The 12,789-nt window shown below is 67.1% G+C and carries 10 protein-coding genes; 4 read left to right on the plus strand and 6 right to left on the minus strand.

The features are described from left to right. Positions 1–48: 48 nt before the first annotated feature. Positions 49–2,148, minus strand: a complete 2,100-nt coding sequence (locus tag KDK82_RS12085) for a 3-hydroxyacyl-CoA dehydrogenase NAD-binding domain-containing protein (RefSeq protein WP_088165014.1) — start codon at positions 2,146–2,148, stop codon at positions 49–51. Positions 2,149–2,460: 312 nt separating this feature from the next. On the opposite strand from KDK82_RS12085, the gene KDK82_RS12090 reads away from it, so the two are divergent. Further along, complete coding sequence (locus tag KDK82_RS12090) at positions 2,461–2,655, plus strand: heavy-metal-associated domain-containing protein (RefSeq protein ID WP_034392696.1); 195 nt, start codon at positions 2,461–2,463, stop codon at positions 2,653–2,655. 82 nt (positions 2,656–2,737) lie between these two features. Here KDK82_RS12090 and fdx read toward each other — a convergent pair whose 3' ends face one another. After that, entirely contained in the window at positions 2,738–3,076 is a 339-nt protein-coding gene (fdx, locus tag KDK82_RS12095; RefSeq protein ID WP_088165015.1) for an ISC system 2Fe-2S type ferredoxin, read from the minus strand. Positions 3,077–3,092: 16 nt separating this feature from the next. Next, entirely contained in the window at positions 3,093–3,593 is a 501-nt protein-coding gene (locus KDK82_RS12100; protein WP_088165016.1) for a MerR family DNA-binding protein, read from the minus strand. A 230-nt stretch (positions 3,594–3,823) separates the two neighbouring features. Here KDK82_RS12100 and KDK82_RS12105 point away from each other — a divergent pair, with 230 nt between their 5' ends. From KDK82_RS12105 to KDK82_RS12115, 3 genes are read left to right on the plus strand one after another with little or no spacing between them, the layout of a single operon-like run. Further along, positions 3,824–5,050, plus strand: a complete 1,227-nt coding sequence (locus KDK82_RS12105; RefSeq protein ID WP_088165017.1) for an efflux RND transporter periplasmic adaptor subunit — start codon at positions 3,824–3,826, stop codon at positions 5,048–5,050. After that, the gene (locus KDK82_RS12110; protein WP_034392691.1) at positions 5,047–8,244 is read left to right on the plus strand and encodes an efflux RND transporter permease subunit; all 3,198 of its coding nucleotides are present in this window, start codon (positions 5,047–5,049) and stop codon (positions 8,242–8,244) included. Before KDK82_RS12105 ends, KDK82_RS12110 begins: the two co-directional genes overlap by 4 nt. Further along, complete coding sequence (locus tag KDK82_RS12115; protein ID WP_088165018.1) at positions 8,234–9,700, plus strand: efflux transporter outer membrane subunit; 1,467 nt, start codon at positions 8,234–8,236, stop codon at positions 9,698–9,700. Before KDK82_RS12110 ends, KDK82_RS12115 begins: the two co-directional genes overlap by 11 nt. Positions 9,701–9,718: 18 nt before the next feature. On the opposite strand, the gene KDK82_RS12120 is transcribed toward KDK82_RS12115, so the two are convergent. The 3 genes from KDK82_RS12120 to KDK82_RS12130 form a co-directional block, all read right to left on the minus strand. After that, positions 9,719–10,414 carry an ABC transporter ATP-binding protein gene (locus tag KDK82_RS12120; RefSeq protein WP_012205150.1) on the minus strand — a complete coding sequence of 232 codons (696 nt, stop codon included), beginning with the start codon at positions 10,412–10,414 and terminating at the stop codon, positions 9,719–9,721. A 175-nt stretch (positions 10,415–10,589) separates the two neighbouring features. Further along, on the minus strand, positions 10,590–11,417 hold the full coding sequence (locus tag KDK82_RS12125; protein WP_051940671.1) for an ABC transporter ATP-binding protein: 828 nt from the start codon (positions 11,415–11,417) through the stop codon (positions 10,590–10,592). A 3-nt stretch (positions 11,418–11,420) separates the two neighbouring features. Then, the gene (locus KDK82_RS12130) at positions 11,421–12,785 is read right to left on the minus strand and encodes a branched-chain amino acid ABC transporter permease (RefSeq protein ID WP_013802771.1); all 1,365 of its coding nucleotides are present in this window, start codon (positions 12,783–12,785) and stop codon (positions 11,421–11,423) included. Positions 12,786–12,789: the final 4 nt, after the last annotated feature.

The following is a 12,789-nucleotide window of genomic DNA, read 5'->3' on the forward strand; positions in this document are numbered from 1 at the left end:
GTATGGCGGGTTTGCGGTGGTTCGCAAAAAGTTCGTGCGCCGCACGTCTCAGCTGAATTGCTTGCCTTCGGCCGCCAGCTTCGCCAGCAGCGGGGCCGGCTGCCAGAAATCGGCGTCGTCGTTGGGGTTCTTGGCGAAGCGGTTCATGGCCTGGACCACGTTGAACAGCCCGACCTCACCCGCGTAGTGCATGGGGCCGCCGCGCCAGATGGGGAAGCCATAGCCGGTCAGGTAGACCATGTCGATATCGCCCGACTTGCCGGCGATGCCGTCTTCCAGGATGTGGGCGCCTTCGTTGACCAGGGCGAAGACCAGGCGCTGGACGATTTCCTCATCGGAGATCTTGCGCGGGGTGATGCCCAGCTCCTTGCGGTGGGACTCGATCATCTGGTTGACCAGCTCGGACGGGATGGCGTCGCGCTTGCCCGCCTGGTAGTCGTACCAGCCCGCGCCGGTCTTCTGGCCGAAGCGGCCCAGCTCGCACAGCTTGTCGGCCGTGCGGCTGTACTTCATGTCGGCGCGCTCGATGGCGCGGCGCTTGCGGATGGCCCAGCCGATGTCGTTGCCGGCCAGATCGCCCATGCGGAACGGGCCCATGGCGAAACCGAACTTCTCGATGGCCTTGTCCACCTGGGCGGGCGTGGCGCCTTCGTCCAGCAGGAAGCCGGCCTGGCGCGAGTACTGCTCGATCATGCGGTTGCCGATGAAGCCGTCGCACACGCCAGAGACCACGGCGGTCTTCTTGATCTTCTTGGCCAGCTTCATCACGGTGGCCAGCACGTCCTTGGCGGTGTGCTTGCCGCGCACCACTTCCAGCAGCTTCATCACGTTGGCGGGGCTGAAGAAGTGCATGCCCACCACGTCCTGCGGGCGCTTGGTGAAGGCGGCGATCTTGTCCACGTCCAGCGTGGAGGTGTTGGAGGCCAGGATGGCGCCAGGCTTGGCAACCTCGTCCAGCTGCTTGAACACGGTTTCCTTGACGCCCAGCTCCTCGAACACCGCCTCGATGATGAGGTCGGCGTTCTTGAGCGCGTCATACGACAGCGTGGTGCTCAGCAGCGCCATGCGCTGGTCGTACTTTTCCTGGGTGAGCTTGCCCTTCTTGACCTGGGCTTCGTAGTTCTTGCGGATGGTGGCCACGCCACGGTCCAGCGCTTCCTGCTTGGTCTCCAGGATGGTCACGGGGATGCCCGCGTTCAGGAAGTTCATGGAGATGCCGCCGCCCATGGTGCCGGCACCGATGACGCCCACGGTCTTGATGTCGCGCACAGCCGTGTCCGAAGGCACGTCGGCGATCTTGGAGGCCGCGCGCTCGGCCATGAACAGGTGGCGCAGCGCGCGCGACTCGGGCGACCACATCAGTTGCATGAAGGCTTCGCGCTCCAGGGCCATGCCCTCGTCGAACTTCTTGCGCGCGGCGTTCTCCACCGTGTCCACGCAGCGGGCCGGGGCCGGGTAGTTCTTGGCCATGCCCTTGACCATGTTGCGCGCGAACTGGAAGTAGGCGTCGCCCTGGGGATGCTTGCAGGGCAGGTCGCGCACGCGCGGCAGCGGACGCTTGTCGGCCACTTCCAGCGCAAACGCCTTGGCCTCGTCCAGCAGGGACTCGGGCGAAGCGGCCATCTTGTCGAACAGCTTCTGGCCGGGGATGGAGGCCAGCAGCTCGCTCTTGACGGGTTCGCCGCTGACAATCATGTTCAGCGCGGTCTCCACGCCCAGCACGCGCGGCAGGCGCTGCGTGCCGCCTGCACCGGGCAGCAGGCCCAGCTTGACTTCAGGCAGGGCCACCAGGGTGCCGGGAGCGGCCACGCGGTAGTTGCAGCCCAGCGCCAGCTCCAGCCCACCGCCCATGCAGACGGTGTGGATGGCGGCCACCACGGGCTTGCTGCCCTGGTCCAGGGAGTTGATCAGCGAGACCAGGTGCGGCTCGCGATACGCCTCTTCCTTGCCGAACTCGTTGATATCGGCACCGCCCGAGAAGGCCTTGCCGGCACCCGTGATGACGATGGCCTTGATGGCCGGGTCGGCGTAAGCCTTGTCCAGCCCCTCGACGATGCCGCGGCGCGTGGAAAGGCCCAGGCCGTTGACGGGGGGATTGTTGAGCGTGATCACGGCAACCGAGCCGTCGACCTTGTATTCAGCCGTCATGCAATGTCTCCTGAGGTTTAAGCAAATAGTACGGACGTGCTTTTTCCATTCTAGGAAGGCTTGACCGGCAGCGCCATGCCGTTGGCGGTGCAAGCTGTCCCGGTCGGGACAAGTTTTGCTGCGCTGCAGCGTCCAGCAGGTCTCGCCGGGGTCCGCGCCCGCGCCAGCTTACGGGGAGGCGGTCTCGCAAAGTCATGCAAGCGCCAAGGCTCCAGTGTTTGTACCGACAGGGAAATCCAGCTTGAGGGACTTGACCTTCCCACCGTAGCAATGCCCAGACTGCATGGACCTTCAACCCCCAAGGAGTTTTTCATGCAGTTTTTTCTTGAAGACATGACCTGTGGCGGCTGCGCCCGTTCCGTGACCAAGGCCATCAAGACCGTCGATCCGGATGCCAGGGTGGCCACGGACCCGCTGACCCGTGGGGTGGAGGTGCAGACCAGCGCCACCGAGGAGCAGATCGCCACCGCACTGCGCCAGGCGGGCTACCCGCCAGGCAAGGGATGACACGCCGCCGCAATCCGTCGGCAAGGCCGATGGATTGCGGCCCTCCCACGGACGCAAGCCCCGCGCCAGCCTCCTCGGAGGGTCACCGGCCCTTCTTGGCGTGATTGATCGTGTAGCGGGGAAGCTCCACGGTCAGATCCTCCCGCCCCACGATGGCCTGGCAGCTCAGGCGCGATTGCGCCTGCAGCCCCCAGGCCCGGTCCAGCATGTCTTCCTCCTGCTCCTCGACGTCGTTCAAGGAGCCGAATCCCTGGCGCACGATGCAGTGGCAGGTCGTGCAGGCGCCGACCTGCTCGCAGGCGTGCTCGATGGCAATGCCGTGGTCCAGCAGGGCTTCGCAGATCGACGTGCCCGCAGGCACCTGCAACACCGCCCCCTCCGGGGCCAGTTCGGCGTGCGCGATCACGGTCAGTTGTGGCATGGTGGCGGCCCTCCCTTCAGTGCGGACAGGCGCAGCGGCCCGCAACTTCGTTCGTCTTGCCGCACGCATGCGGGTAGTACTTGCGCGGTACGGCGCCTGTGCGCCGCGAGGGTTCCCTCTTGCCGCTATCGGGCTGCTGCAGTCCCTGCAGAATAGGACAGGCCGGCGACTGATCGCCTGCGCAGGATCTGGTCAGCGCCTTCAGGGACGAGGCCACCTGCCGCATGTCATCGATGCGCTGCTCCAACGCCGCGATGTGCTGCTCGGCCACGCGCTTGACGTCCGCGCTGCGCCGCGATGGATCGGCCCACAGGTCCAGCAGGTCCTTTATCTCGTACGCCGAAAAGCCGAAGTCGCGCGCGCCGCGGATGAAGTGCAGCCGCAGGATGTCGGGACCGCCATAGACGCGGTAGCCCGCTTCGCAGCGATTCGCCGGGGGTATCAGCCCGATCTGCTCGTAATAGCGAATCATCTTGGCCGAGATACGAGATGCCTTGGAGGCTTCTCCGATGTTCATGGTCTATCTCCTGTTTCAAGGTGCCGTGGCATGGCCCGCCCCGCAGGACCAGCCTCACGGCGTGCACAGCTTGATCCTTCACACAACGTCAAGGTCAAGTGCCCTCGCGGCCCGGAGTTCTTTTGGCAAAGCTTGACCTTGCCGCCGTTGTAAGCCCCAGCCTTTGCGCATGTCGATGCAGCGACGCGCCGGATGGTCCGGGGCCCTGCAGCCGAGAAAGGGGCACTTCCATGCGTGAAAAAATCAGAATCGCCGCGCTTGCCGGCGCCATGGCGGGGGTACTGGGCATAGCCCTCGCCACCCGCGAGGCCTCGGGCGACCAGCCAAAGGCGGCCGCACCCGCCGGGCCGCAGGTGCCGGTGGCCGAAGTCATTACGCGCACGGTCACGCCATCGGCCGAGTTCACGGGCTTTCTCGCCGCGCCCAAGACGGTGGAGCTGCGCTCGCGCGTGGGCGGTGCGGTCGAGGCCGTGAGCGTTCCCGAGGGCAGTCTGGTGCGCAAGGGCCAGTTGCTGTTCCAGATCGACCCGCGCCCCTTCCATGTTGCGCTGGACAATGCGGCCGCACAGTTGCGCCAGGCCCAGGTGCTGGCCAGCCAGGCCCAGGCCGATGTCGAGCGCGCCGAACGGCTGGCGCCCACGGGCGCCGTCTCGCGCAAGACCCATGACGATGCCGTCTCCGCGCACAACGCCCGCCAGGCGCAGGTGCAGGCGGCCCAGGCCGCCGTGGCAGCGGCGCGGCTGGACCTGTCCTACGCGCGCATCACGGCGCCTATCTCGGGCCGCGTGGACCGGGTGCTGGTGACCGAGGGCAACCTGGTCGGCGGCAGCTCGGGAGGTTCGGCGGGCGCGGCCACGCTGCTGACCACCATCGTCTCGGTCGATCCCATGCACGCCTATTTCGACATCGACGAAGCCACCTATCTCACGGCCGTGCGCCAGGCCCGGCCCGAGGCGCGTGGCGGCAAGGCGGCGCCGCGCGTGGCGCTGGGGCTGGTCACGGACCAGGGCTTCCCCCATGAAGGCGTGCTCGACTTCGTGGGCAACAGGATGGACCGCGCCACCGGCACCATCCGCGCACGCGCCGTGGTGCCCAACCCCAAGGGTGTACTGGCCCCGGGCCTGTTCGCACGGGCCAGGCTGGCCACGAGTGCTGCGCGCGAGGCCATCCTGATCGATGACCAGGCCGTGGGCACCGACCAGGGCAAGAACTATGTGCTGGTCGTGGCAGAGGACAACCAGGCCCAGTACCGCCCGGTGCGGCTGGGGCCGCTGGTGGATGGCCTGCGCGTGATCGACGAGGGCCTGAAAAGCGGCGAGAAAATCATCCTCAAGGGGCTGGTGCGTCCCGGCATGCAGGTCACGCCCCGCCCGACCCCCATGCAGCAGACGGCCTCCGCTGCCGCCTCACCCGCAGCGGCTGGCGCCGCCAATGACCGGGTGGAGGCACGCCAATGAACTTTCCCCGCTTTTTCATCGCGCGGCCGATCTTCGCCATCGTGCTGTCGCTGCTGATGCTGCTGGCCGGCGCCATCGCTTTCTGGCAATTGCCGCTGAGCGAGTATCCGGCCGTCACGCCGCCCACGGTGCAGGTCACGGCCAGCTACCCTGGCGCCAATCCCGAGGTCATCGCCGACACCGTGGCCGCGCCGCTGGAGCAGGTCATCAACGGCGTGGAGAACATGCTCTACATGAGCTCCCAGATGACCACCGACGGCCGGATGGCGATCAGCATCGCCTTCAAGCAGGGCACCGACCCGGACATGGCGCAGATCCAGGTGCAAAACCGGGTCTCGCGCGCCCTGCCCCGCCTGCCGCAGGAGGTGCAGCGCATCGGCGTGGTCACGCAAAAGACCTCGCCCGACGTGCTGATGGTGGTGCACCTGGTCTCGCCCGGCAAGCGCTACGACCCGCTGTACCTGTCCAACTTCGCCCTGCGCCAGGTGCGCGACGAACTGGCGCGCCTGCCCGGCATCGGCGATGTGCAGGTCTGGGGCGCGGGCGAATACTCCATGCGCGTGTGGCTGGATCCGGCCAAGGTGGCCACGCGCGGGCTCAGTGCCAGCGATGTGGTCGCCGCCATCCGTGAGCAGAACGTGCAGGTCGCGGCCGGCTCGGTGGGCCAGCAGCCCGACACCTCGTCGGCCTTCCAGGTGACGGTCAATACCATGGGCCGCCTGGCCAGCGAGGAACAGTTCGGCGACATCATCGTCCAATCCGGCGCCGACGGCCAGGTCACGCGCCTGCGCGACGTAGCCCGCATCTCGCTGGGCGCCGACGCCTACACCCTGCGCAGCCTGCTCGATGGCGAGCCGGCACTGGCCATGCAGATCATCCAGAGCCCCGGCGCCAATGCCATCGACGTCTCCAATGCCGTGCGCGCCAGGATGCAAGAGCTGCAAAAGGGTTTCCCGCAGGACATCGAGTACCGCATCGCCTACGACCCCACGGTCTTCGTGCGCGCCTCGCTGCAATCGGTGGCCGTCACGCTGCTGGAGGCCATCGTGCTGGTGGTCATCGTGGTGGTGCTGTTCCTGCAGACCTGGCGCGCCTCCATCATCCCGCTGGTGGCCGTACCGGTGTCACTGGTGGGCACCTTCGCGCTGATGCAGATCTTCGGCTTTTCGCTGAACACGCTGTCGCTGTTCGGGCTGGTGCTGTCCATCGGCATCGTGGTGGACGATGCCATCGTGGTAGTCGAGAACGTGGAACGCCACATCGCCCTGGGCGAATCGCCGCGCGACGCGGCGCGCAAGGCCATGGACGAGGTCACCGGTCCCATCCTGGCCATCACCTCGGTGCTGGCGGCGGTCTTCATCCCATCGGCCTTTCTGTCGGGCCTGCAGGGCGAGTTCTACCGCCAGTTCGCGCTGACCATCGCCATATCGACCATCCTGTCGGCCATCAACTCGCTGACACTGTCGCCCGCGCTGTCGGCCATCCTGCTCAAGCCCCACCACGGCGGGGCAAGGCCCGACCGGCTCACGCGCGCCATGGACGCCGTGTTCGGCGGGTTCTTCCGCCTGTTCAACCGCTTCTTCGACGGCGCCTCCAATGCCTACGTGGGCACGGTACGCCGCGCAGTGCGCGGCAGCGCCATCGTGCTGCTGCTGTATGGCGGCTTCGTGGCCCTGGCCTGGCTGGGCTTCCAGCAGGTGCCCGGTGGCTTCGTTCCGGCCCAGGACAAGTACTTCCTGGTCGGCATCGCCCAGTTGCCCACCGGGGCCTCGCTGGACCGCACCGAGGCCGTGGTCAAGCAGATGTCCGAGATCGCGCTGGCCGAGCCCGGGGTGGAGAGCGTGGTGGCCTTCCCGGGCCTGTCCATCAACGGCTTCGTGAACGTGCCCAACTCGGCCGTCATGTTCGCCATGCTCAAGCCCTTTGCCGAGCGCAAGGACCCATCGCTGTCCGCCAATGCCATCGCGGGGAAACTGATGGGCCGGTTCAGCCAGATCCCCGACGGTTTCCTGGGCATGTTTCCGCCGCCGCCCGTGCCGGGCCTGGGCAGCATGGGCGGTTTCAAGATGCAGATCGAAGACCGCGCGGGCCTGGGCCTGGAGGCGCTGGTGCAGGCCCAGGGCGCCCTCATGGCCAAGGCCATGCAGACGCCCGAGCTGGCCAGCATGTTGGCCAGCTTCCAGACCAACGCGCCGCAGCTGCAGGTGGACGTCGACCGGACCAAGGCCAAGTCGCTGGGCATCTCGCTGACCGACGTGTTCGAGACGCTGCAGATCAACCTGGGCTCGCTGTACGTCAACGACTTCAACCGCTTCGGCCGCACCTACCGCGTCATGGCACAGGCCGACGCGCCGTTTCGCATGCAGGCCGAGGACATCGGCCGGCTCAAGCTGCGCAACGCGGCCGGGGACATGATCCCGTTGAGCGCCTTCGTGCGCATCACCCGCAGCTCGGGCCCGGACCGGGTGATCCACTACAACGGCTTTCCCTCGGCCGACATCAGCGGCGGGCCGGCGCCCGGCTACTCCTCGGGCCAGGCCACCGACGCCATGGAGCGGATTGCGCGCGAAACCCTGCCCGAAGGCATGACCTTCGAATGGACGGACTTGGTCTACCAGGAAAAGCAGGCCGGCAACTCGGCGCTGTACATCTTCCCACTGGCCGTGCTGCTGGCCTTCCTGATCCTCGCGGCCCAGTACAACAGCTGGTCGCTGCCCTTCGCCGTGCTGCTGATCGCCCCCATGGCGCTGCTGTCGGCGATCGCCGGGGTGTGGCTGACCGGCGGCGACAACAACATCTTCACGCAGATCGGCTTTGTGGTGCTTGTGGGGCTGGCCGCCAAGAACGCCATCCTCATCGTGGAGTTCGCACGCGCCAAGGAAGACGAAGGGGCCGACCCGCTCGCCGCCGTGCTCGAAGCGGCGCGCCTGCGCCTGCGCCCGATCCTGATGACCTCGCTGGCCTTCATTGCGGGAGTCGTGCCCCTGGTGCTGGCCAGCGGCGCCGGTGCCGAGATGCGCCATGCCATGGGCGTGGCCGTGTTCGCCGGCATGCTGGGCGTGACGCTGTTCGGCCTGGTGCTCACGCCTGTGTTCTACGTGCTGGTGAGGCGCTGGACCACGCGCCGCCAGCGCCCTGCGGCCACGCCATCCACCTCACCCGCGCAGCAGATCGGAGTACGCCATGCGGACTGAACGTCCCCTGAAAAAACTGTCGCTGCTGGCCCTGGCCAGCCTGCTGGCCGGCTGCTCGCTGGCCCCCAGATATGAGCGCCCGCCAGCGCCCATCGACACCATCTACCCCAGCGGTCCCGCCTATGGCGATGCCGATGCGGCCCCGCAGGCCGTGGCCGACATCGGCTGGCGAGACTTCCTGCGCGACCCGCTGCTGCAGGAACTGGTGGCCCTGTCCCTGGCCAACAACCGCGACCTGCGCAAGGCCGCGCTGAACGTGGAGATGGCGCGGGCCCAGTACCGCATACAGCGCGCCGACCTGCTGCCGCGCATCGGCTTGGGCGCCGACGGTTCGGCACAGCGCCTGCCAGCCGACCTCAACCCCAGCGGCACAGCCGGCATCCGTCGCAATTTCCAGGTCGCGGGCGTCGTCTCGTGGGAGCTGGACCTGTGGGGCCGCATACGCAGCCTCGGCGAACAGGCGCTGGCCGCCTACCTGGCCCTGGACGAAACCCGCACGGCCGGGCAACTGAGCCTGGTCGCCGAAGTGGCCAACGCCTATCTGGCGCTGCGCGCAGACCAGGAACTGCTGGGCCTGACGCAGCAGACGCTGGAGGCCCAGCAGCGCTCCTTCGCACTGACGGCCCAGTTGGTGGAGGCTGGCAGCGCCAACCGCATCGACCTGCGGCGCGCTGAGATCGCCCTGCGCACGGCGCAGGCCAACCGGGCGCTGTACACGCGCCAGGCGGCACGGGACCGCAACGCCCTGGTGCTGCTGCTGGGCCAGCCGCTGACACCCGAGCTGTCACACCAGCTCGACAGGGCCCTCACGCTGCCAGACGACCTGGTGCCCGCCAATCTGCCAGCAGGCCTGCCCTCGGACCTGCTGATGCGCCGGCCCGACCTGCGCGCCGCCGAGCACCGGCTGCGCGCAGCCAACGCCAGCATCGGCGCCGCGCAGGCAGCGTTCTTCCCCACCATCGGGCTGACGGGCGTTGCCGGCACGGCCAGCGCCAGCCTGGGCGGCCTGTTCGACGCAGGCTCGGGCACCTGGAGCTTCATGCCGCGCATTGGCCTGCCCATCTTCCAGGGCGGCTCGCTGCGGGCCCAGCTAGACGTCGCCCGGGTGCGCCAGCGCGCTGAGGTCGCCAGCTACGAGAAGGCCATCCAGACCGCCTTCGCCGAAGTGGCCGATGGTCTGGCCGGCAAACGCACGCTGGACGAGCAGATGCAAGCGCAGCAACTGCTGCTGGACGCCAGCGAAAAGGCCGAGGAACTGGCCGCCCAGCGCTTTGCCGAAGGCCTGGACGACAACCTCAGCCTGCTGGATGCGCAGCGCACGCGCTACGGATCGCAGCAGGCGCTGGTGCTGACGCGGCTGGCGCGCCTGGGCAACCTGATCGATCTGTACAAGTCATTGGGTGGCGGCTGGACGGAGCGTACGCAGGCAACGAGCGCCCTGGCCAGTGCACCCTGAGCAGAGAACAGGCAGGTATCAGACCTCCAGCCACTCCTTGCGCACCTTCTGATCGGCGCGCAGCCCGTCGGGCGTGCCGTCGAAGACGATGCGCCCATGGCCCATGACCAGGGCCCGGTCCGAGATGCTCATGGCAATGGTGAGCTTTTGCTCGATCAGCAGCACGGACACGCCGCGCTGCTTGATCTTTTGCAGGTACTCGCCCACCAGCTCGACGATCTTGGGAGCCAGGCCTTCGGTGGGCTCGTCGATGATGATCAGGTCCGGGTCGCCCATCAGCGTGCGGCACAGGGTCAGCATCTGCTGCTCGCCGCCCGACATCACGCCGGCCTCGGTGTGCTGGCGCTCCTTCAGGCGCGGGAACATGGCGTACATGTCGTCGAAGCCCCAGCGGCTGTCCCGGCCCTTGCCCTTCTGTCCCAGCAGCAGGTTCTGGTGCACGGTGAGGTTGGGGAACACATCGCGGCTCTCGGGCACGTAGCCCACGCCCAGGTGGGCGATCTCGTAGGCCTTGCGGCCGGTCAGGCTCTGGCCCTTCCAGTCCAGCGAGCCCTCCCAGTGCACCAGGCCCATGATGGCCTTGGCCGTGGTGGAGCGGCCCGAGCCGTTGCGCCCCAGCAGCGCGACGATTTCGCCGGGCTGCACCGAGAAATCCACGCCATGCAGCACATGGCTTTTGCCGTAATAGGCATGCAGGTTGTTGATGTTCAGCATCTCAGATCCTGTCTGTTCTCTATCGCTTTGAGCGCTACCCGTAGCGCATGAAACTGACGTGCCCCAAGCCAGGGACACCGAGCAAGGGCCGCCCCGCCGCGAGGGTGTCGTCCCCCTCCCTTGCGAAGCAAGTAGAGAGGGGGAAGGCGCGCAGCGACTCAGGGGGTGCTTCCATTCAATGTGCACCAGCTTGTTGATCCGCCACGGACGAGCCCAGATAGGCCTCCTGCACGCGCGGATTGGCACGCACGGCCTCGGGCGTGTCGTAGGCGATGACTTCGCCGTAGACCACGACGGCGATCTTGTCGGCCAGGCCGAAGACCACGCCCATGTCGTGCTCCACGGTCAGCAGGGTCTTGCCTTCGGTGACCTTCTTGATCAGCTGGATGAAGTGGGCCGTTTCGCTGTTGCTCATGCCGGCCGTGGGTTCATCCAGCAGGATGACGCCGGCACCGCCGCCGATGGTGATGCCGATCTCCAGCGCACGCTGTTCGGCATAGGTCAGGTTCACGGCCAGCGTGTCGCGCTTTCTGTGCAGGCCGATCATCTCCATCAGCTCATCGGCGCGGGCATTGGCGTCGCGCAGCTTCGACAGGAAGCGCCAGCAGCTGTAGCGGTAGCCCAGGCTCCACAGCACGCTGCAGCGCAGGTTCTCGAACACGCTGAGCTTGGGAAAGATGTTGGTGATCTGAAAGCTGCGCGACAGCCCCATGCGGTTGATTTCATAGGGCTTCTTGCCGTCGATGCGCTGGCCGTTGAGCAGCACCTGGCCGCTGGTGGGCTCGAAGCGGCCACTGATCAGGTTGAACAGCGTGCTCTTGCCCGCGCCGTTGGGGCCGATGATGGCCACGCGCTCGCCCGGCTTCACGGCCAGCTGGGCGCCACGGATGATCTCGGCCTTGCCGAAGCGCTTGTACAGGTCGCGCAGCTCCAGCGCATAGGTGGCCTCGCCAGCCACGGCGGCGGCCGCGGTGCCCGGACGTTCGATTGCAATGCTGGACATGGTTCAACCCTCCCCGCGCTTGATGGCTTCTTCGATTTCTTCCTGGATGCGCTCCCAGCGGCGCAGGCACCAGCGCCGGGCCACTTCCAGCAGGCCCAGACCCACCACGAAGATGGCAACGGCCACGGTCCAGGTCGATGCCGAGCTGGTATCGAGCTGCACGCCCATGAACGAGACCTGGGGACCCAGGGCCGCATTGAGCTGCAGGTGGTAGATCATCTCGACGATGGCCGCGCCGCCCACGATCATGACCAGGGCGCTGGCCGCGATGGCCAGGTAGGGCTGGGCCAGCCGGCGCCACTTGCCGAAGCGCGCCACGCGCAGGTTCATCATGATCAGGCTGGCAACGCCGCCCGGTGCGTACATCACCATCAGCAGGAACACCAGGCCCAGGTACAGCAGCCAGGCCTTGGTCAGCTCCGACAGCAGCACCGAGGCCAGCACCAGCAGCACGGCGCCGATGATGGGCCCGAAGAAGAAGGTGGCGCCACCCAGGAAGGTGAACAGCAGGTACGAGCCCGAGCGCATCACGCTCACGCTGTCCATGGCCGTGATGATCTCGAAGTTGATGGCTGCAAGCCCCCCGCCCACGCCTGCGAAGAAGCCCGCGATGATGAAGGAGAAGTAGCGCACGCGCTGCGTGTTGTAGCCCACGAACTCCACGCGCTCGGGGTTGTCGCGCACGGCGTTGAGCATGCGCCCCAGCGGCGTGCCCGTGAAGGCGAACATGGCGGCCGTGCAGATGAAGCAGTAGGCGGCGATCAGGTAGTACACCTCCATGCCCGAGCCGAAGGTCAGCCCGAAGAAGGGCTTGCCATAGACGCGGTCGGTGGTGATGCCGCCCTCGCCCCCGAAGAACTCGGGGAACATCAGCGCCATGGACGCCACCAGCTCGCCGATGCCCATGGTGATCATGGCGAAGGTGGTGCCCGACTTCTTGGTGGTCACATAGCCCAGCAGGGCCGCGAAGAACATGCCGCCCAGGCCGCCGATGATGGGAATCAGCACCAGCGGAATGCCCCAGTCGCCGGAGCTGGCCCGGTTCATCGCATGGATGGCGATGAACGAGCCCAACCCCGTGTAGACCGCATGGCCGAAGCTCAGCATGCCGCCCTGCCCCAGCAGGATGTTGTAGGACAGGCAGATGATGATGAGATAGCCGATCTGGCTGAGCATGGTCAGCGCCAGGCTGCTGGTGAACACCAGCGGCGCGACGATCAGCGCCAGGGCGAAGGCGCCCCAGATCAGGATGCGGCCGATGTTGAGCGGCTGGAAGCTGTAGTGGCGCCCTGCGCCCGCAGCCCCTGAAGCGCCCGGAACGCCTTTTGCGGCAGTGGATGTCATGGTCGTTTTGGTGATCGAGGACATGGTG

It is taken from the genome of Delftia sp. K82 (assembly GCF_002193035.1).
Lineage (GTDB): Bacteria > Pseudomonadota > Gammaproteobacteria > Burkholderiales > Burkholderiaceae_C > Comamonas > Comamonas acidovorans.

Excerpts from the sequence above, each read along its gene's own strand:
- KDK82_RS12085 (WP_088165014.1), bottom strand. The coding sequence starts at position 2,148 with ATGACGGCTGAATACAAGGTCGACGGCTCGGTTGCCGTGATCACGCTC.
- KDK82_RS12090 (WP_034392696.1), top strand. The coding sequence starts at position 2,461 with ATGCAGTTTTTTCTTGAAGACATGACCTGTGGCGGCTGCGCCCGTTCC.
- fdx (WP_088165015.1), bottom strand. The coding sequence starts at position 3,076 with ATGCCACAACTGACCGTGATCGCGCACGCCGAACTGGCCCCGGAGGGG.
- KDK82_RS12100 (WP_088165016.1), bottom strand. The coding sequence starts at position 3,593 with ATGAACATCGGAGAAGCCTCCAAGGCATCTCGTATCTCGGCCAAGATG.
- KDK82_RS12105 (WP_088165017.1), top strand. The coding sequence starts at position 3,824 with ATGCGTGAAAAAATCAGAATCGCCGCGCTTGCCGGCGCCATGGCGGGG.
- KDK82_RS12110 (WP_034392691.1), top strand. The coding sequence starts at position 5,047 with ATGAACTTTCCCCGCTTTTTCATCGCGCGGCCGATCTTCGCCATCGTG.
- KDK82_RS12115 (WP_088165018.1), top strand. The coding sequence starts at position 8,234 with ATGCGGACTGAACGTCCCCTGAAAAAACTGTCGCTGCTGGCCCTGGCC.
- KDK82_RS12120 (WP_012205150.1), bottom strand. The coding sequence starts at position 10,414 with ATGCTGAACATCAACAACCTGCATGCCTATTACGGCAAAAGCCATGTG.
- KDK82_RS12125 (WP_051940671.1), bottom strand. The coding sequence starts at position 11,417 with ATGTCCAGCATTGCAATCGAACGTCCGGGCACCGCGGCCGCCGCCGTG.
- KDK82_RS12130 (WP_013802771.1), bottom strand. The coding sequence starts at position 12,785 with ATGTCCTCGATCACCAAAACGACCATGACATCCACTGCCGCAAAAGGC.